This is a genomic window from Caldisericia bacterium, assembly GCA_030018355.1.
Lineage (GTDB): Bacteria > Caldisericota > Caldisericia > B22-G15 > B22-G15 > JAAYUH01.
This window is the reverse complement of sequence record JASEFN010000001.1, coordinates 131,837-156,527: the sequence shown is the minus strand read 5'-3', so window position 1 is coordinate 156,527 and position 24,691 is coordinate 131,837. Positions and strand designations below refer to the sequence as shown.

At 28.2% G+C, this 24,691-nt stretch carries 23 protein-coding genes and 4 tRNA genes; 6 read left to right on the top strand and 21 right to left on the bottom strand.

Annotated features, from left to right (window positions below; translation table 11 throughout):
- Positions 1-7 precede the first annotated feature (7 nt).
- Genes QMD25_00775 through QMD25_00750 form a run of 6 tightly spaced genes read right to left on the bottom strand, consistent with a single transcriptional unit; the run spans position 8 to position 5,793 of the window.
- On the bottom strand, positions 8-679 hold the full coding sequence (locus QMD25_00775; GenBank protein MDI6860535.1) for a hypothetical protein: 672 nt from the start codon (positions 677-679) through the stop codon (positions 8-10).
- On the bottom strand, positions 651-929 hold the full coding sequence (locus QMD25_00770; GenBank protein MDI6860534.1) for a hypothetical protein: 279 nt from the start codon (positions 927-929) through the stop codon (positions 651-653). The genes QMD25_00775 and QMD25_00770 overlap by 29 nt, the downstream gene beginning before the upstream one ends.
- A gap of 3 nt (positions 930-932) precedes the next feature.
- A complete protein-coding gene (locus tag QMD25_00765; GenBank protein MDI6860533.1) occupies positions 933-2,102 on the bottom strand; it encodes an AAA family ATPase in 1,170 nt (389 codons plus the stop codon).
- The gene (locus QMD25_00760; protein ID MDI6860532.1) at positions 2,092-3,861 is read right to left on the bottom strand and encodes an ATP-binding protein; all 1,770 of its coding nucleotides are present in this window, start codon (positions 3,859-3,861) and stop codon (positions 2,092-2,094) included. The genes QMD25_00765 and QMD25_00760 overlap by 11 nt, the downstream gene beginning before the upstream one ends.
- Positions 3,858-4,865: a DNA double-strand break repair nuclease NurA gene (locus tag QMD25_00755; GenBank protein ID MDI6860531.1), complete on the bottom strand. Its 1,008-nt coding sequence runs from the start codon at positions 4,863-4,865 to the stop codon at positions 3,858-3,860. The genes QMD25_00760 and QMD25_00755 overlap by 4 nt, the downstream gene beginning before the upstream one ends.
- Positions 4,831-5,793: a metallophosphoesterase gene (locus QMD25_00750; protein ID MDI6860530.1), complete on the bottom strand. Its 963-nt coding sequence runs from the start codon at positions 5,791-5,793 to the stop codon at positions 4,831-4,833. The genes QMD25_00755 and QMD25_00750 overlap by 35 nt, the downstream gene beginning before the upstream one ends.
- Positions 5,794-5,842: 49 nt before the next feature.
- Between QMD25_00750 and QMD25_00745 the strand changes: the two genes are divergently transcribed.
- The gene (locus QMD25_00745; GenBank protein MDI6860529.1) at positions 5,843-7,417 is read left to right on the top strand and encodes an NAD(P)H-hydrate dehydratase; all 1,575 of its coding nucleotides are present in this window, start codon (positions 5,843-5,845) and stop codon (positions 7,415-7,417) included.
- A complete protein-coding gene (gene nadE, locus QMD25_00740) occupies positions 7,417-8,355 on the top strand; it encodes an NAD(+) synthase (GenBank protein MDI6860528.1) in 939 nt (312 codons plus the stop codon). Before QMD25_00745 ends, nadE begins: the two co-directional genes overlap by 1 nt.
- On the opposite strand, the gene QMD25_00735 is transcribed toward nadE, so the two are convergent.
- The 15 genes from QMD25_00735 to QMD25_00665 form a co-directional block, all read right to left on the bottom strand.
- Positions 8,345-8,815, bottom strand: a complete 471-nt coding sequence (locus QMD25_00735; GenBank protein MDI6860527.1) for a DUF4330 domain-containing protein — start codon at positions 8,813-8,815, stop codon at positions 8,345-8,347. The two genes, nadE and QMD25_00735, sit on opposite strands and share 11 nt — an antisense overlap.
- A complete protein-coding gene (murA, locus tag QMD25_00730; protein ID MDI6860526.1) occupies positions 8,791-10,053 on the bottom strand; it encodes a UDP-N-acetylglucosamine 1-carboxyvinyltransferase in 1,263 nt (420 codons plus the stop codon). Before murA ends, QMD25_00735 begins: the two co-directional genes overlap by 25 nt.
- Entirely contained in the window at positions 10,040-11,143 is a 1,104-nt protein-coding gene (gene wecB, locus QMD25_00725) for a UDP-N-acetylglucosamine 2-epimerase (non-hydrolyzing) (GenBank protein MDI6860525.1), read from the bottom strand. Before wecB ends, murA begins: the two co-directional genes overlap by 14 nt.
- Positions 11,140-12,105, bottom strand: a complete 966-nt coding sequence (locus tag QMD25_00720; GenBank protein ID MDI6860524.1) for an MraY family glycosyltransferase — start codon at positions 12,103-12,105, stop codon at positions 11,140-11,142. Before QMD25_00720 ends, wecB begins: the two co-directional genes overlap by 4 nt.
- The gene (gene upp / locus QMD25_00715; GenBank protein MDI6860523.1) at positions 12,102-12,740 is read right to left on the bottom strand and encodes a uracil phosphoribosyltransferase; all 639 of its coding nucleotides are present in this window, start codon (positions 12,738-12,740) and stop codon (positions 12,102-12,104) included. The genes QMD25_00720 and upp overlap by 4 nt, the downstream gene beginning before the upstream one ends.
- A 25-nt stretch (positions 12,741-12,765) precedes the next feature.
- The gene (locus QMD25_00710; protein ID MDI6860522.1) at positions 12,766-13,584 is read right to left on the bottom strand and encodes a HemK/PrmC family methyltransferase; all 819 of its coding nucleotides are present in this window, start codon (positions 13,582-13,584) and stop codon (positions 12,766-12,768) included.
- On the bottom strand, positions 13,565-14,626 hold the full coding sequence (prfA, locus tag QMD25_00705; GenBank protein MDI6860521.1) for a peptide chain release factor 1: 1,062 nt from the start codon (positions 14,624-14,626) through the stop codon (positions 13,565-13,567). The genes QMD25_00710 and prfA overlap by 20 nt, the downstream gene beginning before the upstream one ends.
- Before the next feature lie 2 nt (positions 14,627-14,628).
- Complete coding sequence (locus QMD25_00700) at positions 14,629-15,105, bottom strand: hypothetical protein (protein MDI6860520.1); 477 nt, start codon at positions 15,103-15,105, stop codon at positions 14,629-14,631.
- 2 nt (positions 15,106-15,107) lie between these two features.
- On the bottom strand, positions 15,108-15,692 hold the full coding sequence (locus QMD25_00695; GenBank protein MDI6860519.1) for a thymidine kinase: 585 nt from the start codon (positions 15,690-15,692) through the stop codon (positions 15,108-15,110).
- Positions 15,689-17,083, bottom strand: a complete 1,395-nt coding sequence (gene rho, locus QMD25_00690) for a transcription termination factor Rho (GenBank protein ID MDI6860518.1) — start codon at positions 17,081-17,083, stop codon at positions 15,689-15,691. The genes QMD25_00695 and rho overlap by 4 nt, the downstream gene beginning before the upstream one ends.
- Positions 17,084-17,097: 14 nt before the next feature.
- On the bottom strand, positions 17,098-19,128 hold the full coding sequence (locus tag QMD25_00685; protein ID MDI6860517.1) for a sodium-translocating pyrophosphatase: 2,031 nt from the start codon (positions 19,126-19,128) through the stop codon (positions 17,098-17,100).
- Positions 19,129-19,152: 24 nt separating this feature from the next.
- Positions 19,153-19,224, bottom strand: a tRNA-Thr gene (locus tag QMD25_00680).
- Between the two features lie 38 nt (positions 19,225-19,262).
- A tRNA-Gly gene (locus QMD25_00675) sits at positions 19,263-19,337 on the bottom strand.
- A gap of 1 nt (position 19,338) precedes the next feature.
- A tRNA-Asp gene (locus QMD25_00670) sits at positions 19,339-19,415 on the bottom strand.
- A gap of 17 nt (positions 19,416-19,432) precedes the next feature.
- A tRNA-Val gene (locus QMD25_00665) sits at positions 19,433-19,507 on the bottom strand.
- Between the two features lie 112 nt (positions 19,508-19,619).
- On the opposite strand from QMD25_00665, the gene QMD25_00660 reads away from it, so the two are divergent.
- The 4 genes from QMD25_00660 to QMD25_00645 are packed head-to-tail and all read left to right on the top strand — an operon-like array spanning position 19,620 to position 24,681.
- On the top strand, positions 19,620-20,483 hold the full coding sequence (locus QMD25_00660; GenBank protein MDI6860516.1) for a hypothetical protein: 864 nt from the start codon (positions 19,620-19,622) through the stop codon (positions 20,481-20,483).
- Positions 20,480-21,247, top strand: coding sequence for a 5'/3'-nucleotidase SurE (gene surE / locus QMD25_00655; protein MDI6860515.1), 768 nt, complete (start codon positions 20,480-20,482; stop codon positions 21,245-21,247). The genes QMD25_00660 and surE overlap by 4 nt, the downstream gene beginning before the upstream one ends.
- Positions 21,240-23,618, top strand: a complete 2,379-nt coding sequence (locus QMD25_00650; GenBank protein MDI6860514.1) for a DNA topoisomerase 3 — start codon at positions 21,240-21,242, stop codon at positions 23,616-23,618. Before surE ends, QMD25_00650 begins: the two co-directional genes overlap by 8 nt.
- Complete coding sequence (locus tag QMD25_00645; protein MDI6860513.1) at positions 23,587-24,681, top strand: DUF362 domain-containing protein; 1,095 nt, start codon at positions 23,587-23,589, stop codon at positions 24,679-24,681. Before QMD25_00650 ends, QMD25_00645 begins: the two co-directional genes overlap by 32 nt.
- The last annotated feature ends 10 nt before the right edge of the window (positions 24,682-24,691 follow it).

Sequence of the window (24,691 nt, the reverse complement as noted above, 5' to 3'; positions counted from 1 at the left end):
CAAATTTTTAAATTTCCTCTATCTCTTCTATATTTTCAATCTCTTTAACTATGCTTTCACCATTCTCTTGTGTCACATAGAAAGTTTTATCCCCAATTTCCATTAAAATTCTATCATGAGTTATTAAAATAATTTGTCTTCTTAAATATTCACTTACTGATTTTATAAACTCCCCAATTTTTCTTTTACTTCCCTCATCAAGAAAAGTAAGCGGTTCATCTAAAATTAATGGACCTTCAAATCTGGGATTAAGACTCTTCTCAAGAATACTTATTCTTAAAGCAAGAGAAATTATTTGACTTACAGTTCCACCACTTGAATTAAGTGGATCTCCCTCAAACTCAAAATTTTGGGTTATCTTTTTAATAAGAGGTTTTGCAACTTTTTTATTTCTTTCATCCTCAAGTTCTATTCTAAATACTAAATCATCAAAAATTTTTTGTAGCGCTTTATTAACAAGTATCTCTATTCCTTCCATTGTGTTTTTTCTTATTCTCTCATACGCATTTTTTAATATCTCTTCACTTTTTTTTAAAATAATTTTATCTTTTTCAATTTTTTTTAATTCATTTTCTTTTTCTATAATTTCTTTTTTAATTCTTTCTCTCTCCCCTAATTTTCTTTCAACAAATTGATAAATTTTGAAAAAATTATTCTCTATACTTTCTATTGAGTTCATTTTCTATCTCTTTTATTGAATATTCAAGTTTTGTTATTTTCTCTTTTATTTCTCTCTCAAGTTTATTTATCTCTTCATTTAATTCTTCAATAGATTCAATACCATACTTTTCCTTCAGTTCTAAAAAAATCTCTTCTTCCCTTTTTTTAAGTGCTTCAAGTTTTCCAGTTAACTCATCTCTCTTTTTTATATACTGTTTTATTTTTTGATGAATCAAATCAATTTTTGCAATGATATCCTCATTACTCATACCTTACCTCCACATTTTATTTAAATTCTCTTTGATCTTTTCTTTCATATTTTCATCAATTTCCCTTGTACAGATAGGACAAACTTTACTATTCAATATTAAGGCAACATATAGATTTTTATCCTCAATTATTTTCTTTTCAATTTCTTTAGACTCCTTTTCCAAATTGAAAATATCATTTTTGACTCTTAAAAGATTAACTTTTAAATTTTTAAGATTATTTAATTTTTCATTTTTAATTTTTAATTCAAAAGATAAATCTTCACTTAAATTGCTTTTCTTAAGCAAATTTAAATCATGTGAAATTTTATTAATTTCTTCTCTTACTTTTTCTATTTTTTGATTTAGATCTATTAAGTTTATCAATTTATCTTTTTTAGAGTTGAGAGAATCAGACTCTTTCTCAATTAATTCTACCCTTTTTAATGAGTTAATATTTAGTTCAATTTCTTCTTTCTCCTTTTTGATGTTTTCTAATTCAAGTTTTAATTTCTCAAAAATATTTTTCTTTTCTTGAATTTTTTTGAAAACATCTATTTCGTTTTTTATCTTAACTAATTCTTCCTTTTTTTCATCTATTCCTTCAAAGTTTTTAAGTAAATTGTTTTTTTCATCAATTTCCTTTTTGATATCTTTTTCTCTTCTATCTAATCTTTGAAGGTCAACAAGAATTGAATTTATTGCTTCGTCAAAAACTTGTCCACCTGAAATTGTAAGTAAAGTAGAGTGGATTGTTGAAGGTGGTTCATCGAGTAGATAAATATTTTCAATTTGATCTTTTATTTGAGGGTTAAGTTTTTTTCCATTTTCAAGTGGAAGGGTTTTTATTCCAAGAACTTTTCTTATTTCTTCTGGAACTTCTCTTCCAAAATTTGAAAATTCTTTTTTCTCTCCTTCTGGAGTTATTAAAATATATTTATTTATATTAACTCCTCTTTCTCTTATAACCTTAAAACCACTATCAAGTGTTATTGATACAAAAGCACTTTGTTCATTTTTTCTTATAAAACTTGTTCCTTGAGGTTCATTGAAAAAGACCCAAATTAAGGCTCTTATGATTGCGCTTTTACCACTATTTCCTTTTCCGAGAAAAACATTTATTTTATCTGAAAGAGTAATCTTTGTATATTTGTGTGATTGAAAATTTTTAATAACTATTTCTTTAATATGCATTTTTCATTCTCCAAATTGTGGTAATTGGATTTTCTTCTTTTTCTATTAATCCTTCTCTCTCAAGTTCATTCAATACAATTTTAATCTCATTAATATCTTTAAAAATAACTCCTTCAACCTCAAAATCTTTTATAACTCTTTCAAAGAAAATTTCCTCAATAACTCCTTCTCTCTTTAAATAATTAAGAATTTGTTCTTTTTTGTCTTCTTTTTTCTCTTTAAGTTCAAGGAATGGGTTTTTAGAGGGTGGTGGATTTGTGAAAGTTTTTCTAATTCTTATTGGAATTGATCTTTGAAAAATTGCTGATGAAACAAAAGCATCTCCAGTTTTTAAATATGGGAGTCTTCCAATATCAACTCCTGAAAGATCAGTCTCTTTTCTAATTGTATCAAGATCTGTCTCTCTTACTGTTCTTAAAATAAATTTTGTTGAGAGTTGTGCTAAAATTGTGTCATCAAGTAGAGAAGGTCTTTGAGTTGAAAGAATTAAAAAAATTCCATATTTTCTTCCTTCTTGTGAAATTGTCTTTAAAACTCTTTTTGATGGAATAAAGTATATTGATTCTTTTGGAGCAAAATTATGAGCCTCATCCAAAATCACAAAAAAAGGAGGGAAATATTCTTTTCTTTCACCTTTCTTTTCTCCATCTTTATATTCTCTTCTTTTTTCAGTAATTTTTTCTAAGAAAAATGATGCAAAAGTTTTTAGAGTTTCGAGAGAGCCTTGAATTACAGCAATCTTTTCGCTTTTTACCCAGTTCAAAAGCTCTCTATCACTTTTTCCAAATATGTTTAATCTTTCAAGATGACTTAATTTTCTTAAAACTGCTCTCGCACTGCTTCTACTTACAATATTTTTATCACTCTCATCTTTACTTTTTTGTGAGAGGAAAATCAAATTTTCTCTAAAATTTGTTAAACTTCTTTCATTTCCCATCATTAGGTATGCATTATAAATTGCATCTTCTTGTGGAATTTCGACCTCTCCAATTGATTTAAAAAGATTTTCAAGTTCTCTTTCTGAAATTTCAGAAAATTCGATTCCAGTATCTTCTCCTACTGTAAAAACCCTAATATTTTTAATAAAATCAGATAATCCTTTTTCATCTTTATTTAAACTTGAAAAACTCATTTCAAAATGAGGATCAAAAATTATTGCAGGATATCCAAATTTTGCTATTTCCTCAATCATAACTCTTACAAGAAAAGATTTTCCAGAACCAGAACCACCAAAAATTCCAATGTGTGGATATTGAATCATTTCTTCAATTGTAAAAATAAAAGGGATCTCTCTTTGTTCTCTCTCTTTTCCATCTTCAATTATTTTATATAAATTTTTGAGTTTATGAGGTAATTCATCATAAAATCTTTCGCTATTTTTAATTCCACCAAGGACTAACCCCTTTTCTTCAACTTTAAAAATGTTTTTTATCTCTGAAAAATTGGCTCTTCTTGCTTTACTTCCAACTCTAATAGGATATGGTGGTTCATCAAGAAGTTTAATTTTAGCAATATTAATATCTTCTTTTTCAATATCAAAACCAAGAATTTTAAGATGTTCAATTATTTTTTCATCTCTCTCTGAAAATGTGTCTGGTCTTGGAAAAAATTTATTTATTGTATATGATTCAACAATTTCTCCAAGATACTCTTTTTCATCCTTTATGAAAAAGTAATCTCTTAATGAAAATCTTTCTTCTCTTGAAGCAATGTAAACTTCAAATTGATTACTTTCCCCAACTACATATATTTCACTCATCTTAGCCACCTTTTAAGTTTAAAAAGTTTTTCTAAATATTCATTTTTTATAAAATTTTTTGAAATTAAATAACTCTCCTTATCAGTTAATTTTACATCTTCATGTGCGAAATCTCTGAAAATAGGAACTCCTCTACCATATTTTTCAGTTATAAACATTAGAAATTGAGCAACTTCTTTATATTTATCTTCCCACTTTACTGGAATTTCGAAAGATATTGGCGTTGGATCAGAAGAAATTCTTAAAAATGTTATAGAAAATCCCTCTTTTCTAAATGGTTCTTTTATATGAATCATTTCTCCCTCATTAAGATTTCCAATTAGAAGTTCCTTATCATGTGGTTTCATTGTATTTCCATTTTCTTTAACAATATTTGAAATTACCATACTTCCAATGTCTTCTACTACTCCGCATATCAAAACTTCCTTTTCATAACATATTTTAAGAAGAGAGTTAAATTCTTGAGGCACTTCACCTTTAAAATGGTTTAAAGAACCATCCATAAAAAGCATATCTCCTTTATTAAGATAATTAATTGATTCCTTCGCTGCCTCTATCTCAAGTTTAGCCATCAAAATATATCTTAAGTATTCCTCAACATAATTTATGTCAAATATATTTAAATCAATTTCATTTTGATTTTTTTTATTTTGAAGATAAAGCAATTTTTCTTCAAAAAGTAATCTATCTTCATCAATGAGAGGAGAAAAAAGATCATAGATAAAAATTTTAATATCTAAATTTGGAGAATATGAAAGAGATCTAAAAATATAGAAAAAATTTGGAAAACTTTCTCCAATTTTTGACATAGAGCCATCAACAAAAAAAGTATTAAATTTAAAATTTGAAGTGTCTATGGGTACTTTTTCTTTATTTTTTAAAATATAATCAATAAAAATTTTATTATTTTCTATATCTAAGAGACTCTCTATTTTATTATTTAGTTTATTAAATTTTTCCTTAAAATAATCAATATTTTTTATATATTCTCTCTTTTGCTTCATAATATCTTTTTTTAACTTCTTCCTTTACTTCATCTTCTATATTTCTATCACTTAATATTTCATTTAAAATTTTTTCAGGATCAATTGAAGCACCTAAATTTTCATCTTTAAGAGCCTTAAAATATTCAAGAAAAGAAAATTCAGAATTTAAAACTCTCTCTTCTTTTAATTCAATTTCCTCTCTTCTTTTTACATTTTTTAATTTTACCAACTTAATATCAATTTTTCCATTATTTATATTTAAAAGAGCAATTTGTGGTATCCTATCAAATTGAGTTTTTGAATCTCTTGCAATGCTTCCTGGAGATACAAAAATTTTTCCATTTATTTCTCTTATCCCATATCCATCATGATAGTGACCAACTAAAAAAATATCTCCTTCGCTTATTTTTGAGATTTCTTCAATTGGAATATGTGGAAAATTTGCTTTAAAAGGAAGAAGATATGCATGCACAAGTACAATTAAAATTTTACTTCTATCCCTCTTTTTTATTTTATGTAGTTCAATGTTATCATCAATACCATTTTTATAATTTATACCCACAATTTCAATTTCTTCATCAAATTGTGGAAAAATTTCCCCTTCTTTAATTATTTTTAAAACTTTTGCCTCTTCAAGCATTTTTACTGCTTTTCTATTATATGTTTCAGGATTTCTTCCTTCAATGTCATGATTGCCAAGAATTCCTATTATTGGTCTTGAATTGAACTTTTTCAAAACTTGTGTTAAAGAGATTGTAACTTCATAACTTGGAGAAGGTCTTGTAAAAAAATCACCACCAAATAAAACATAATCTACATTTTCATCATTTGCAATTTGAGACACCTCTTCTATTTTTGTTAAAATTGATTTAAGATAATCATCTTTTCTTGAAGAAATAGGGTCTTCCTGTAGATGTGTATCTGTAAAGAAAAGGATTTTTTTCATAATTTAATTATAACTTATAAAATAAGATAAAATAAATTTAGAGGAATTTATGAAAGTAGTTGATACAGAAAAAATAAAAGAGTTAGATAAAAAGGCTGAAGAGGAGTTTGGGATAAGTTCTCAAGTTTTAATGGAAAATGCATCTTTAAGTGTTGTTGCTTCTCTTTTAAAGGAATTTTCTTGCTTAAAAGGGAAGCATTTTTTAATTTTTTGTGGAATAGGAAATAATGGTGGAGATGGATTTGCCATTGGAAGGAAGATTCATTCACTTGGAGGAGATGTAAAATTTATTTTGCTTGGAGATGAAAGTAAATTAAGTTTTGATGCAAAATTGAATTTTGAAAGAGTTAAAAAAATTAAAATTCCAATTTTATCTAATCCTCAAATTGAAATTATTAAAAAAGAATTAGATGATTCAGAAATAGTTATTGATGCTATTTTTGGGACTGGTTTAAAAAGAGAAATTGAGGGTTATATAAAAGAAGTAATTCAGTTAATAAATAATTCTAATAAATTTGTTTTAAGTGTTGATATTCCATCTGGAATAAATGGAGATAATGGAATTGAAATGGGTATATCAGTTAATGCTCAAATTGTTGTTACATTTGGTCTACCAAAAATTGGAAATTTAATTGAAGATGGTGCTGAAAAAACAAAAAAACTTTATCTCTCTTATATCTCATATCCAAAAGCGTTATATGAAAATGTAAATTCCTCTATTTTTTTAAATGAACCATTAAAAATTAAAGATAGAAAAAAGAACACACATAAAAAAGATTTTGGAGATACTCTTTTTATCTCTGGTTCAAAAAAATATTTTGGTGCCCCATTTTTCTCATCTTATTCATTTCTAAAAAGTGGTGGGGGTTATTCCCGACTTGCAACTGTTGAAGATGTAATAAAATCAGTTAGTTTAAATGCAAGAGAAGTTATATTTTATACTTTAAAAGAGAATAGGGATGGAACTATGTCAAAAGAGAATGAAGAATTTCTAATTAAATTGTCAGATGAGGTTAAATTTGTTGTTTTGGGTCCTGGAATTGGCATAAATGAAGATTTAGAAGAATTGATAAAGAACTTAATTAAAAAAATTAAAAAACCAGTTTTAATTGATGGAGATGGACTCACTTTGCTTTCAAAAAATAAAGATCTATTAAAAGATAGAGAGGCACCTACTATTTTAACTCCTCATTTAGGTGAATTTTCTAAATTAACAGAAATTCCAAAAGATGAAATAAGAAAAGAAAAAATTAAAATTTTAAAAGATTTTTCTTCTCAATTTAAATCATATGTTGTTTTAAAGGGCTACCACTCTTTAATTTCAACTCCAGATGGGAAAATTTTTATTAATTTAACTGGAAATCCATGTATGGCAACTGCTGGAATGGGTGACATTCTTGATGGTATAATTCCAGCAATGTATGGTCTTGGGTTTAATATTGAAGAAAGTGTACGTATGGGTGTTTTTGTACATGGATTTTGTGGTGATCTTATTAAAGAAAAATTTGGAGAGAATGGTGTTGTTGCAACACAGATGATTGAATATTTACCATTGGCTTTAAAGGAGATAAAAGAAAATTTTGAAGAAATTAAAAAAAGGTATTCAATTGAGGTGGTTTTATAATGAAATTAGATCTTTTGCCTCAAGAATTAAGTTTTGACCCTCAATTTGAACTCACAAGAATTAAAAATTTTATAAATTCTTTTTTAAAAAAAGTTAACAAGGAAAGAGTTGTTTTAGGTTTATCTGGAGGAATTGATTCAGCAATAGTTCTTAAACTTTTAACTCTTTCAATTCCAAAAGAGAATATTTTTGCTTTAATTTTACCAGAAAAGGACACAGATAAAAAAAATGTTATTCATGCAATTAGCCTCGCAAAAGATTTAGGTGTTAAATATAAAATAATCAACATAACAAAAATTCTTTCAAAATTTGGCATATACATTTCTGTTCCTTATTTTATACTTCCTACAAGAAAATTAAGGGAAAATTATACAAAAAAACTTTATGAGAAATATAAAGAAAATTATGGTAAATCTCCGTTTTACCTTCAATATGATATACCAAATGAGTTAAAGGGAGATACTTGGTTTTTTAAAGGTATCTCCTACTTAAGAATAAAACATAGAATTAGAATGGTTACACTATATTACTATGCAGATCTTCTAAATGGAGTTGTTGCAGGAACAACAAATAAAACAGAAGAATTTTTGGGCTTTTTTGTTAAATATGGAGATTATGCATCAGATTTTGAACCAATAATTCATCTTTTTAAATCTCAAATTTTTAAATTTGGAGAATATTTAAATTTACCAGAAGTTTTTTTAAAAAAGAAGCCAAGTCCAGATTTGCTACCAGGAATAGAAGATGAGTTTTCAATTGGATTAAACTATTTAGAAATTGATCGAATTATTGTAAGATTTATAAAAAATGTTCCTTTTGAAAAAATTAGTGAAGAGTTAAATATTCCTTTAGATAGTATTATAAATTTATATAAAACTCATATAAACACAGAATTTTTAAGAAATCCCCCACCTAATGTTTTGAATTTTAATTTATAGATAAAACAACCCCTTTTAAAGCCCAAAAGTCAGATTCAACAACAAGTTCATATCCAATTTTAAAGACATCTGTTCCATATTTTAAACTTGTAGATTTATATGAGAATTTAATTGTTATATCTTTTAAAACTGGCTGTTCTGCAATTACAACTCTTCCATCTGAAGTTTCAACCCATTTTTTTGAGGGTTCAACTTTTGGTTCTTCTAAAATAAAACCATAAACTCTTCCACTTTTGTCTACTATTCTATCTCCCTTTTTAACTGCACTTGCCATTTCTGGTGGGACTTCAAGAAGTTTCATAGTAATAATGTAATTGTTATATGTAACTTGTTTTTTCACAAGAATTGGTTTTAAAAAGTAAAATAGAACCAATATGATTAACAAAAATACAACTATATCAAAAAGGTTAAAGAGTCCAAATAATTTAAAACTTTTTAATCTGGTATCTCTTCTTTCCATATATCTCCTCCTAATGCTCTTAATTTTTCATCAAATTTAAAGTATCCTCTTTCTATATGATATATTTTTTTTACAACTGTTTCATTTTCTGCAAAAAGACCTGCAATAACAAGTGCTGCACCTGCTCTTAAATCAGGTGCAACCACCTCAGTTCCATATAATTTGTCTACTCCCTCTACAAAAAGAGTATTACCTTCAACTTTAATTTTTGCACCCATTTTTCTTAACTCAGGAACTACATTGAATCTATTTTCAAAAACAGTTTCAGTTATTAAACTTACTCCCTCTGAAACAGAGGCAAGAGTTACCATTTGAGATTGAAGATCAGTTGGAAAGCCAGGAAATGGCATGGTTCTTATCTCAAAGCTTTTTGTTCTTCTTTTTGCAATTACTCTTAATCTTTTTCCATTTTCAATTCTTAAATCCACACCAATTTCCCTTAATTTAAAAATAAGTGGAACAAGATGATCGAAAATTACTGGTTTAAGAGTAACATCTCCTCCATTTACTGCAACTGCAATCACAAATGTTCCTGCCTCAACTCTATCAGGATAAAGAGTATGAGTTGTTCCATGAAGTTTTTTTTGACCCTCAATTCTTATACATCTTGTTCCTGCTCCTTCGATCCTTGCTCCCATTGAGTTTAGAAATTCTGCAAGTTCAACAATTTCTGGTTCTTGTGCAGCATTTTCAATTATTGTCTCTCCAGGAGAAACTGATGCAAGAATCATAATGTTTTCAGTTGCTCCAACTGAAGGATAATCAAGATAAATTTTTTCGCCTTTTAGTTTTTTTACACTTCCTTCAACAATTGAACCTATTGCATTAACTTCTGCACCAAGAAAAGAGAAACCTTTTAGATGAAGATCAATTGGTCTTGAACCAATATGGCAACCTCCAGGATATGGAAGTTTAACCTTTCCAACTCTTCCAAGTAGGGCACCAACAAGGGTTATGCTTCCTCTTAACTTGCTTGCATTTTCATTTTTAACCTCATGATTTAAATTTGATGCCTCAATTAAAATTGTGTCTTCATCTATAAATTTTGCTTTAACTCCAATTGATCTTATAACATCAAGAAGCATTACAATATCAAGAAGTTTGGGAACATTTTTTATAAAAACCTGTTCATCTGTTAATAGTGATGCTGCAATTAAAGGTAAACATCCATTTTTTGAACCTTGAATATTTACTTCACCTTTAAGTTTTTTACCTCCTCTTATTTTATATACTTCCATAGAGTTTCTCCTTTAGAATATTTTTTATTCTCTCTGACGCTTTTCCATCACCAAAAGGATTATAATCGATTTTTGGTTTAAATCCATTAGTTAAAGCCTCCTCAACTCCCTCGATTATTCTCTTTTCATCTGTACCAACAAGTTTAACAAAACCAAATTTTACTGCTTCTTCTCTTTCAGTTTCATTTCTTAAGACAAGAAGCGGCCTTTTAAGTGTTGGAATTTCTTCTTGGATCCCTCCTGAGTCAGATAAAATAAGAAAAGATTTTTTAAGTAAATGTATAAAATTAATGTAATTTAATGGTTCAGTAAATAAAACATTTTTCTCATCTTTTAAAACTTTTTTAAATTTCTCTCTAACAATAGGATTTTTATGTACTGGAATAATAAAAAATAGATCATCATATTTTTCACATAGTGTTTTTATAGCATTTGCAATTCTTATAATTCCCTCATCCCAATTTTCTCTTCTATGCGCTGTAACAACAATGAGTTTTTTGTCTTGAGGAATAGGAATTGTGATTTTTGGTTCAAGGTGTAAAATCTTTTGAAGAGCATCAACTATTGTATTTCCTGTTATAAAAATATTTTCTTCTTTAACTCCTTCATTCAATAAATTTTTTTTCGCTTCTTCTGTTGGTGCAAAATGAAAAGTTGCAAGTTTTCCAATTAAAGTCCTATTCATCTCCTCAGGAAAAGGATAATAGATATTTTTGGTTCTTAAACCAGCCTCTACATGTGCAACTGGGATTTTATTATAAAAAGAGACAAGAGATGCAACAAAAGCAGTTGTTGTATCACCTTGAACTATTGTTAAATTTGGTGATTCACTTTTAATAATTAAGGATAATTTTTCAAGGATTTTTTCAGTTATATATTCAAGTGTTTGTCTCTCAATCATAATTTTAAGTGAATAATCAACATCTATTTTAAATAGTTCAAGAAGTTCATCAACCATTTCTTTATGTTGACCAGTGTTTACTATTTTTACTTCAAATGTATCCTCTTTTTTGAGTTCATAAATTAGTGGAAATAGTTTTATAACTTCAGGTCTTGTTCCAAAAATAATAAGAGTTTTGATTTTTTTCATAAAGAAAATCCTTTAATCAATAAAAATGAAAGAAGGGAGAAAAAAAGAGTTAATATATACAAAATAATAACAACCTCCTTTTCTTTAAATCCACTGTATAAAAGTTTATAATGAATGTGATCCATATCAGCCTCAAAAATACTCTTTCTTTTTAGAATTCTTCTTAAAATTGCTGAAAATGTATCTAAAATTGGAAAACCAAGGGCTAAAATTGCAACAAGAAGAATTACTGATGTTGTAGTTTTAAGTGCACCCCAAACTGCAATTTCTCCAAGAATAAAACCAAAAAGCAGTGCACCAGAATCTCCAAGATAGATTTTTGCAGGATAAAAATTAAAAACGAGAAATCCTAATGCAATACCTGCAATTGCAAAACAAATAAGAGAAATCAAAAAATATCCTTTAAGTAATGCAACAAGACCAAGTGTTGTTGATACAATTGATACAATTCCTGATGCAAGACCGTCAAGTCCGTCTACAATATTTATTGCATTTGTAATACCTGTTACCCAAAAAAGAGTAAAAGGTATACTTAATTCTTTAAGATAAAAGTAACCTCCTTTAGGATTTGTAATAAAATTTACTTTAACTCCATAAATAATCGGAATTAAAGCGCCTAAAATTTCTCCTAAAAATTTCATCCAAGGCTTTAGTTTAAATTTATCATCAATTAGACCAACTATAAAAATTACAGTTCCTCCAAGAAAAATAGATAAAAATTCTTTTGAATTAAATCTAAAATATATGTAAAGAAGAAGAATTAGAAAAGAAAAGTAGATTGTTATGCCTCCACTTCTTGGCATTTCTATCTCTTTAATTTTCTTTTTGTCTCCTCTTTCTTCATGAGGTTTACTTATTATGTTAAACTTTCTTCCAATATAAATTGAAATAGGAGTTAAAAAGAGTGATATAAAAAAGAAAATTATTAAATAATAAAAGTTAGGTAAAAGATTCTTAATCATTTTGTTCCAAACAACCTATCTCCAGCATCACCTAAACCTGGAACAATATAACCCTTATCATTTAATTTCTCATCAATTGCAATAGTGTATATTGTTGTGTCTTTAAAATGTTTTTGAACAAATTCAATTCCTTCTGGTGCTGCAACAAGAGAAATTACATCAATATTTTCTAATTTTGCACCTCTTTCGAGTAAAATTTCTATTGCTCTAACAATAGAACCACCAGTTGCAAGCATTGGATCTAAGAGAAAAATTTTTGATTCAGAGAGAGATTCTGGAAGTTTAACATAGTAAGTTACAGGTTTTAATGTTTCATGATCTCTATAAATTCCGATATGTCCAACCTTAGCATTTGGAATTAAATTCAGAATTCCATCACTCATTACAAGTCCTGCCCTTAAAATTGAAACAACAGAAATTTTTGTTGATAGTATATAGCCTTTTGCTTTTCCAAGTGGAGTTTCAACATATATTTCTTCAACTGGTAAATTTCTTGTTATTTCATAAGCCATAAGCATTGAAACTTCTTTAACAAGTTCTCTAAACTCTTTTGGATTTGTATTTTTATCTCTTAGATATGTTAACTTATGTTTTATCAATGCATGATCAAGAAGTTTTATATTTTTATAATCCATCATTCCTCCTTTCGGTAAAATTATATCACATCTTTTGAAGAACAACTCCAATTATATTTTCTGCTTCAGTTTTTAAAATATCTACAAGTTTTAAATTAATCAAAAATCTTTCTGCTTTTATTAATTCATTTTTTTCCATTTCAACAATAAGAAGAGAGTTTTCATTTAGAAAATTTTGTGATTCTTGAAATAAAATTTTTATAAATTTTAAACCATCTTCTCCTCCAAGAAGGGAACTTTTTGGTTCCATTTTAACTTCTTGTGGCAAATATATATATTCAGAATCTTTTATATAAGGAGGATTAGAAATAATTAAATCAAATTTTTCTGAAATTTCTTTAAACATATCACTTTTTAAGATTGCACCATTTAAATTAAATTTTTTTAAATTAATTTTAATATTTTCAATTGCTCTATCATCTATATCTACAAAAGTGCAAAATTTTGTAAAACCATAATAAAGAAGTGAGACACCAATAACCCCAGTACCAGCACATATATCAAGTGTTCTTTCAACTCTATTATATTTTTTTAATATTTGATAAACAATTTCTTCTGTTTCAAATCTTGGAATAAAAACTCCATCTAAAACTTCAATTTCAAGATCAAGAAAATTTTTTTTATGAGTTATATAAGATAGTGGAAAACCTCTTTTTCTTAAACAAAAATTTTTGAAAATTTTCTTAAATGTTTCTCTATCAATTTCTTTATTTAAATTTAGATAAAATTCTTCTTTTTTTAATGAAAGTGAGTTTCTTATAATTAACTCAGCCTCAATATCACTATTCAATAATTTTCTTCCATATTTAAATAGGGTTTTTATATCATACTTCAAGGGATTCAATTTTTCTTTTTCTATCTTCTTCCTTTAAAGCATTTATAATTTCATCAATATTTCCTTCCATTATTTCTGGAAGATTATATAAAGTTAAACCAATTCTGTGATCTGTAACTCTATTTTGAGGATAATTATATGTTCTTATTTTTTCACTTCTTTCGCCCCATCCTATTTGTCTTTTTCTTTCTTCTCCTAACTCTTCCTGTTTTTTTCTCTGATAAAAATCATATAGTCTTGCTCTTAAAACTCTGAGGGCTTTTTCTTTATTTTTAAGTTGTGACCTTTCATCTTGACAAGTAACAACAAAACCTGTTGGTATATGAGTTATTCTTACTGCTGATTCAGTTTTTTGAACACATTGTCCTCCATGACCACTTGCTCTAAAAACATCAATTTTTAAATCTTCTGGATTTATTTCGATTTCAACCTCCTCTGTTTCTGAAAGAACTGCAACTGTAACTGTTGATGTATGAATTCTTCCAGATGATTCAGTTATAGGAACCCTCTGAACTCTATGAACTCCACTTTCAAATTTCAAATCACCATAAGCCCCCTTTCCTTTAATTGAAAAAATTATCTCCTTATATCCTCCCAAATCTGTTGGATGTGAATCAATTATTTCTATTTTCCAACCTCTTTTTTCTGCATAATATGAATACATTCTAAATAGATCAGCCGCAAAAAGTGCTGCTTCTTCTCCTCCAGCAGCAGCCCTAATTTCCATAATTGCATCTTTTTCATCTCTTTCATCTTTGGGAATTAAAGATTGAACAATTTTATTTAAAAGTTCTTCTTCTTTCTTTTTTAAATCTTCTAATTCCTCTTCTGCGAGGGGTCTTAATTCTTCATTATTAAGAAGTTTTTCTGTTTCTAAAATATTTTTTCTAATTTCCTTCAATTCTCTATAAAGAATCACACTTTCTTCAATTTCACTTTTTTCTTTAAGATATTTATTTAAAAGTTCACTATTTTTATATATGTTTTCATCAAAAAGAGATTTCTGAATCTCTTCATACTTTTTTTCAAGTTCTTCAAGTTTTTTCTCAATTTTCATGATCTTTCAAACCTCACAACTAAATATCTTGAACTCTCTTTTATTTTACTCCCTAACTTATCACCTGCTATCTCTTTTACCTTAAAACCATTAAACTGTAGAAACTCAACAATTCCAATTGGAGTAAATAATTTTTCTTCTATCTCATACATCTCTTTTGTATGAATATTAAAAACTTTAATTTTAATGCTCTGAGATATAGGATTGAGTTCATATTTAAAAATTTCATCATTTATAATTTCAACATCTCTTTTAATAAAATAGAATAAATTTAAAGTTTCTGAAAAGATCTCTCCAAAAAAATACTTTTTGATTATTTCTAAATATTCAAGATAAAAAATAGATGGAAGAATTAAAAAGTTATCTTTTGTTTTCTCTTTTATATCTTTTAAATCTTCTCTTTTAATAAAATGAAAATTGTATTTATTTTTAATTTCTTTCCAAAAAGAAACTCTTTCTTCTAATTTAAACATTTTTATCTGTGATGGATATCTGGTTTATCTGGAACTATGTGATGAATTCTACATCTTGGTTCATATTTTTCAGATGCACCAACCATAATAATTGGATCATAATATGATGCAGGTTTTCCATTTATAATTCTTTGAGTTCTTGTTGCCTCTTCTCCACAAACAACACAAATTGCAGTTAATTTATCAACCTTTTCTGCTCTTGCTAATATTGCAGGCATTGGTCCAAATGGTTCACCTCTAAAATCTGTATCAAGTCCTGCAACAATTACTCTTAAACCTTTATCTGCAAGAAATTCTATAACATAAATAATTTTATCATTAAAAAATTGTGCTTCATCTATTGCAACAACTTGAGTGTCATCTTCAATTTTCAAAATTATTTCTTCAGGATGATCAATGCTAATTGCTTCAACTTTTGCACCTGAGTGAGAAACTATACTTTTTTCATCATATCTCGTATCAAGAGTTGATTTAAAAACTTGAACTTTTTGTTTTGCAATTCTCGCTCTTTTTATTCTTCTTATTAGTTCCTCACTTTTACCAGAAAACATACATCCGGTTATTACTTCTATTATTCCTTTTTTCATACCCATCCATTCTCCTCTGGAACTATTGTTTTCAAAAATTCTCTATTATTTTTTGTTTTTGCAAGCATATCTGCGAGTTTCTGAAGTGCTTCAAATGTATCAGCATTAGCAAGTGCTTTTCTTAAGACCCAAATTCTTTTATACTCTTCTGGATCATATAGAAGTTCTTCTCTTCTAGTTCCAGATCTTTTAACATCAATTGCAGGAAATAGTCTTCTTTCTGCAATTCTTCTATCTAAAACAAGTTCCATATTTCCAGTGCCCTTAAACTCTTCATAAATTACCTCATCCATTTTACTACCAGTTTCAATTAAAGCGGTGGCGATAATTGTTAAACTTCCACCATTTTCAATATTCCTTGCAGCACCTAAAAATTTCTTTGGTCCTCTAATTGCAGCAGGATCAAGACCACCTGAAAGTGTTCTACCAGATGGTTGAGTGACTAAGTTATATGCTCTAGTTAATCTTGTTATTCCATCAACAAGAATCATAACATCTTCTCCTAATTCAACAAGTCTTTTTGCTCTTTCAACAACAAGCTCTGTAACTCTTATATGATTTTCAGGTGGAAGATCAAATGTAGATGATATAACTTCCCCTTTTGTTGATCTTTCCATATCTGTAACTTCTTCAGGTCTTTCATCAACAAGAAGTATAATAAGGTGAATTTCAGGGTGATTTATCTCTACTGATTGAGCAATTTTTTTAATTAATGTTGTTTTTCCTGCTTTAGGAGGGGATACAATTAATCCTCTTTGTCCTTTTCCAAGAGGTGCAATAAGTTCAATTAATCTTATTGCTAAATCTGCATTTGGAATTTCTAACTTTATTCTCTTGTTTGGAAAAATTGGGGTTAAATTTTCAAAAATAGGTCGAGTCTTAGCTTCTTCTATAGAGAGACCATTTATAGAAATTATTTTTAATAGTGCAGGGTATTTATCTTTTTCAGGTGGTTTTCTAACCCAACCTTCAACAAGATCTCCTACTCTCAAATTAAATTTTTTAATTTGAGAAGGTGCAACATAAATGTCTTTTGGAGAAGGAGTATATTTTGCTCTTAAAAACCCATACCCTTCTGGTAAAATTTCAAGAATTCCTTTATCAATATACTGTTCCTCTGGTGGTATTCCTGGAAAATAATCTAACCTTTTATCAAGTAGTTCTGAAAAAGATGGTCTCTCTTTTACAATTACTAACTCTTCTTTTGGTAAGATTTCTTTAAATTCTTCCTCTTCTTCAATTTTGTCTTCTATTTTACTACCTTCTGCTTCAAGAATCTTTTTGATTAACTCATCCTTTCTATAGTGAGAATAGTTTTTTATTTTTAGTGCCTGAGAAATTTTGTAGAGTTCTTTCATTGATTTACTCTTTAACTCTTCTTCTCTCGTCAATCAGCACCTCCTTTTTATTTTAAAATTTTTAAGAAAAATGGCAAAAATACCAAAGAAATTATGCTCATAAGTTTTAATAAAATATTAATTGATGGTCCTGCTGTGTCTTTAAATGGATCACCAACTGTATCACCTACTACACTTGCTTTGTGAGCAGGAGAACCTTTTCCACCATAAAGACCTTTTTCGATTAATTTTTTTGCATTATCCCATGCACCCCCTGCATTCGCCATAAGAATTGCAATAAGAGCACCTGAAACAAGTGAACCTGCAAGAAATCCACCAAGACCATCTTTACCGAAGATAAATACAATTATAAATGGAGATATAATAACAATTAAAGATGGTAATATCATTTCTTTTAAAGCGCCTATTGTTGAAATATCAACACATTTTTTGTAATCTGGTTCTGCTTTACCTTCAAGGAGTCCTGGAATTTCTCTAAATTGTCTTCTTACTTCCTCAACCATTCTAAATGCTGCTTTCTCAACTGCGGAGATTGCATATCCACTGAAAAGAAATGGTAAAACACCACCAATAAACATAGCAGAAACAACATTTGGTTTTAAAAGATCAATTTTATCTATACCTGCTACTTGTGAATAAGCAACAAAAAGAGCAAGAGCAGTTAAAATTGCAGAACCTATTGCAAAACCCTTACCCATTGCAGCAGTTGTATTTCCAAAAGCATCAAGTGAATCTGTAATTTTCCTTACAGAAGGATCTTGATGAGACATTTCTGCAATTCCACCTGCATTGTCTGCAATTGGACCATAAGCATCTACTGAAAGAGAAATTCCTAAAGTTGCAAGCATTCCAACCCCTGCAAGAGCAATTCCATATATATCTGCAAAAAGATATGCACCATATATTGATAAGGCTAAAATTATCAATGGCAATACTGTTGATTCCATTCCTACTGAAAAACCTGCTAAGATATTTGTTGCTGTTCCAGTTGTTGCTGCTTCTGCAATTCTTTTTATTGGTTTTCCACCAGTATAATATTCAGTTATAAGACCAATAATAACACCGCTTATTAAACCTAAAAATGTTGCAAAATATGGAGATAAATTTTTTATATATATTAAAGTAAAAATAAATCCCAAGATTGCAAAAATAATTGCACTAAAAATTGTACCACCAGTTAATGCAAGTTGAGGAGTTATTGTTTTAAAAATTCTTGAAGAAAATTTAACAAACAAAACACCTAATAAAGAGGAAATTAAGCCAAGTGATACTATTAAAAATGGATAGTAGACAAGAATTGATTGAGAAGATGATTTTATTGCTAAAGCATAGGCAATAACAATTGATGATACAATTGATCCTACATATGATTCATAAAGATCTGCTCCCATGCCAGCAACATCACCAACATTATCTCCAACATTATCTGCTATGACTGCAGGATTTCTTGGATCATCTTCTGGAATTCCTGCTTCAATTTTTCCAACTAAATCTGCTCCAACATCAGCCGCTTTCGTAAAAATTCCACCACCAACTCTTGCAAACAGAGCAACGAAACTTGCTCCCATAGAATAGCCAGTAATAAGAGGTAATGGACCAATGTTTGTAAGAAATTTAATTCCAACAATATAAACTATAACTAAACCCAGTATTCCTAAGGAGGTGACTGTAATTCCCATAACTGCTCCACCAGTAAATGCGACATCGATTGCTTTTCCTCCACTTTGTTTTGCAGCAAATGTTGTTCTACCGTTTGCTCTTGTTGCAACACTCATTCCTATAAAGCCAGAGAATGCAGATAAGAAATTTCCAAAAATAAATGATAATGCAACATAAGGAGAAATCAAAACTGAAACGATAATTGCAAAAATAACAACAATTACACCCATTACTTTCCACTCTCTTACCAAAAAAGCCTCAGCACCGTGCCTTATGGCAAGAGAGATCTTTTTAATCTTTTCTTCTCCTTCAGGATTTTTGAGAACATTAAAAATTAAAAAAATTGCAAAAAGAATACCAATAATACTAACTAAAATAGAAAATGTTAGAAATAAAAGAGAATGTGCTAAAGACTCCATTATTTAACCTCCTCAATTTTTAAGAGCCAGCGACCCGACTCGAACGGGCGACCAGCTGATTACGAATCAGCCGCTCTACCACTGAGCTACGCTGGCAAAAATTGTATGGAAAATGATAAAAATGAAATTCTTATTGGAGCGGGAGACGGGACTCGAACCCGCGGCGGCCACCTTGGCAAGGTGGTGCTCTACCACTGAGCTACTCCCGCATGGCGGGATCGACGGGATTCGAACCCGCGATCTCCAGCGTGACAGGCTGGCGTGTTGGACCGCTACACCACGACCCCGCTCATTTCGCTCCCTATGGTGGGCGAAACAGGAGTCGAACCTGTGACCCCTTGCTTGTGAAGCAAGTGCTCTACCGCTGAGCCATTCGCCCTGCTTTATTATTCTAATAAAATTTATTTTTTTGTCAAGTGGGTGAATAAGATAGAATTTTTGTAATTTTATAAGATTAAAATAACAAAAAATAAATGGTAAAATTCAAAAAGATGGACAATTTAAATAAAAGATTAAAAAAACTTGAAATTGAATTTAAGAATTTGAAAGAGAATTTATCTAAAATAATTTATTTTATTGATAAAAATTATGGAAAAGAGATTATTATTTCTCTTCTTAAAGAAAGAGGTTTTGAAGTTAGAGAAATTATAGATAAAAGAATTATATTACCAAAAAATGAAATTTATTTTGAAGAATATTTTAAAAATTTGAAAAGTTATTACTTTAGAAGAATATTGCAAGACACAATTAAAAAGAAAGAATTTTCCTTAGACTTTATTTCAAAACTAAAAGAAAAATGGGGAAGTAAAGTTGTTGATAAATATTTAACTAAGTTAGTACAATATGAAATTTTATTAAAAGATAACTCAAATTATATTTCAAATTTTATAGAAATTGATAATATTGGTAATACGCTTGAATGGTATATTGGTGAGGTGCTAAAAAGAGAATTTTCAATTCCTATTGTTTCAAATATTGAAATTAAAAACATAAAACAAGGTGGTGATTTTGACATATTTTTTCTACTTCTCGGAAACCTTTCATATCTTGAAATAAAATCATCACCACCAAATAATATATCTATTGAGGAAATAGAGAATTTTATAAAAAGAGTTGTTTCGGTTGGTACAAATGTATCAATTTTATTTATAGATACAACACTTAATATAAAAAGGAATATAATAGATAATATGGAATTCTTGTTGAGAAGAGTTAAAAGAAAATTTATTGGTAAAATGATAAGAAATGGCTTTTACAAAGTAAGTCAAGGTTTATATGTTTTTAATTCAAAAAGAAGTATTGAAGAAAGTATTAGAATTGTTTTAGATGATTTAATAAAGGAGGAAGAGACTTGAGAGTTTTAATTACAAATGATGATGGTATAGATTCTCCTGGAATAAAAGTTTTAGGAGAAGTTTTTGCTGAAGATTTTGAAACTTTTATTATTGCTCCTGAAAGACAGAGGAGTGCTTTAGGGCATTCAATAACTACACATAAACCATTAAGAGTAAAAGAGATTGAGTCAAATAAACAAAATTTAAAAATTTATGCAACAAATGGTACTACTGCAGATTGTGTTATTTTAGGAGTTGATGTTTTTGTTAAAAAAATTGATTTTATAGTTTCTGGAATAAATGAACTTCCTAATGTTGGTGATGATATTACTTATTCTGGGACAATTTCTGGAAGTATGGAAGCAGTTATAAATGGAGTTCCATCTATTGCTGTTTCAATTCTTGGATTTAAAGAAAATTTATTTCTTGCAGCAAAATTTTCAAAAGAACTTGTAAAATATTTAATTAAAAATCCTCTTAAAAAAGGGACATTTTTAAATGTAAACTTTCCAGGTGAAGGAGAAATTAAGGGTATTAAGATTTCAAAAGTTGGAAGAGTTTGGTACAAGAATAGAACAGTTAAAAGAATTGATCCTCTTGGAAGACCCTACTATTGGATAATTGGTGAACCCGTTTGGGAAGGTGAAGAAGATACTGACACTTGGGCAGTTAAAAATGGTTTTGTTTCAATTACTCCACTTCATCTTGATTTAATTGATTATGAGACATATGAAATTTTAATAAAAAAAGAAAGGGATTTTCTAAGTTTGTTAAAAAATGGATAAAATTTTAATACTCACCGAAAAACCATCAGTAGCAGAAGATATTGCTAAAGTACTTAATGCTAAAAGAAAGGGTAATTATTTTGAAAATGAAAAGTATACAATTATTTTCGCATTAGGACATCTTGTAACACTTTGCGAACCAGAAGATTATGAAAAAAAGTTAAAATATTGGACAATTAAAGATTTGCCAATAATTCCAAAAGAGTTTAAATTAAAGCCCATTGAAGAGACAAAAGATCAATTTATTTTTATTAAAAAGTTTATTAAAGATAAATCATTTAAATTTGTTGTTAATGCTTGTGATGCAGGAAGAGAAGGGGAGTTAATTTTTAGATACATTTATAAACTTTCAAATTCAAATCTTAAAGTAAAGAGATTGTGGCTAAATGCTTTAACAAAAGAGGAAATTATAAATGGACTAAATAATTTAAGAGATGGAGAAGAGTTTGATAATTTAGGAATTGCAGCAGAGGCAAGAGCAGAGGCTGATTGGCTTGTTGGAATCAATGCAACAAGAGCCTTTACAAGAAAAGAAGGTCTTCTTCTTTCAATAGGAAGAGTTCAAACTCCAACTCTTTATATGATAGTTGAAAGAGAAAATGAGATCATCTCTTTCAAAAAAGAAAAATATTTTGAAATTTTCGCCTATTTTGAAAAAGAGAAATTTAAATATAAAGGAAAGTGGTTTGATGAAAAGGATGAGAGAATTTTTAACGAAGAAAAATTAAATAAAATTTTAGAAAAAATAAAAGGAAAAGACGGTGTAATTGATTCAATTGATTTAAAGAAAAATAAAATTTTACCTCCACTTCTTTATGATCTTACAGAACTTCAAAGAGAAGCAAATAGACTTTTTGGTTTTACTGCTCAAAAGACATTGTCAATTGCACAATCTCTTTATGAACAAGAAAAGGTAATTACATATCCAAGAACAGATTCAAGGTATCTTCCATCTTCAATGAAAGTTGAAGTACCTAAAATTTTGAAAAAACTTACCCAAGTTAATACTTATAAACAAAATATAGAAAATATTTTAAAAGATGGAATTAAATTTAATTCAAGAATTATAGATGATTCTAAAGTAACAGATCATTTTGCAATTATTCCAACAGGAGTTATACTAAAAACTCTTTCTCAGGATAAGAGATTGATTTTTGATCTTATTGTAAAAAGATTTATATCTGTTTTTTATCCTCCAGCAGAAGAACTCAAATTGACAATTATAACGAAGATTGTGGATGAAAAATTTAAGACAGACGAAAAGTATCTTATCTTTTCAGGATGGATGAAAGTTTATGGAAAAGAAGAAGAGTTATATAAAGAGGTTCCTTTAAAAATAAAAGATTCAGTTAAAACATACAAAATTGAGAAAGTTGAAAAATATACAGAGCCACCTCCGAGATTTACTGACGGTGCAATTCTTTCTTTAATGGAAACATGCGGAAAATTAATTGAGGATGAAGAATTAAGAGAGATTATGAAAGAGAAAGGAATTGGAACTCCTGCAACAAGAGCACAAATTTTAGAAAGATTAATTGAAGTAGGATATGTTGAGAGAGAAGGAAAATATTTAAAACCACTTCCAAAAGGTATGAAACTAATAGAAACTCTTAAAAAAATTCCACTTGAGGAACTTCTTTCTCCTGAATTAACTGGAGAGTGGGAAAGAAAACTTTTACTTATAGAGAAGGGAAAACTGAAATATGAAAAATTTATAAAGGAAATAATAGATTTTACAAAAGAGATTGTTGATAAAGTTATAAAAAGAGAAGGTAAAAGAATTAAAGATGAAATAACTGAAGTTATTGGTAAATGCCCAAATTGTGACAGTGAAGTTGTTGAAGGAGAGAGAGGTTACTATTGTAAAAATTTCAAAGAAAAAAATTGCTCTTTTTATATACCAAAAATTTTTCTCGGTAGAAAAATTACAAAGGATGAAGTTTTGGAATTGATCAACAATAGAAAAACAAAACTTTTACATGGATTTATTTCAAAAAACAAAAAAAAGTTTTCAAGTTATTTATCTATTGGAGAAGATGGAAAAGTTACACTTACATTTCCAGAAGATAAAATAATTGATGAAGAGTCTCTTGGAAAATGTCCTATTTGTGGATCAAAAGTTATTGAGAGGGAGACAAAATTTAGATGTGAAAATGAAAATTGTTCATTTTCAATAAATAAATTTATTCTTGGAAGAGAATTAAAAAGAGAAGATATGATTGATTTATTAAATGGGAAAAAAACAAAAATGTATCAATTTAAATCAAAAGGAAAAAAATTTAACGCACAACTTATGCTTCAAGATGATAAACTAAAATTTATTTTTGAGGAAAAGAGTTATGGCAAAAGCAATAATAAGAAAAGTAAATGAATATAATGAAGATTTAATAAAGAGTGTTTTTTTAGAAAATAAAAATTTTATTTTAAATGGACTTAAGCCACAGGATAAGGTTCTTGTTAAACCAAATTTTTTATCTTATAATCCACCTGAAAGAGCAGTAACAACACACCCAATTTTTATAAAAGCATTCGTGAAATTTCTTCTTGAAAATAATCTAAATGTAATTATTGGAGATATTCCTGGAAGATCAATGAGTGGAGCAAAACTTAAAGAACTTTCTGGAGTTTTAGATTTAGAAGGTGAAAATTTAAAAATTGAAGATCTTGGAATTTATGGATTTAGAGTTGCAGGTAAATCTGTAAATGGGCTAGAGATAAAACTCTCCCAAGTTCTTTGGGAAGTTAAAAGAGTTTTTAATCTTCCAAAAATGAAAACACACTCATTAACTTTTATTAGTGGAGCAACAAAAAATCTTTTTGGTTTAATACCCAGAAAAGATAGATTGACTATTCACTCAATTTCTGATCCTATTTTATTTTCAAAAGTTTTAATTGATATTAATAAATTTTTACCAGTTCCTCAAATTATTTTGATGGATGGAATTTTAGGAATGGAAGGAGATGGTCCGTCTTTTGGAAATCCAGTTACTTATAATTGTTTAATTATTTCAGATGATCCACTAATTGCTGATTTAATAATGAGTAAAATTATGGATTTTGAAATAAATGATGTTCCTCTTTTTAAAAATGAGATTCCTCTAAATTATGAATTAGATGGAAATATTAATGAATTTATAAAGAAATCTGAAAAACCAAAAACATTTCTTTTGACTTTAAAAGGAACCTCAAAAATTGCTTCCCTCATTTACAGATATTTAGGTGATTATATTCAACCAAAACCATATGTTAATAAAAACAAATGTGTCAAGTGTGGAGTTTGTGCATCTGTATGTGCTGGAAAAGCGATAACTTTAAATCCATATCCTAATTTTAATAGAGAAAAATGTGTCTTATGTTATTGTTGTCATGAACTATGTCCAGAGGGAGCAATTTATTTAAAAAGAGGCATTATTTCAAAAATTTTAAAAACATAAAAAAGGAGGT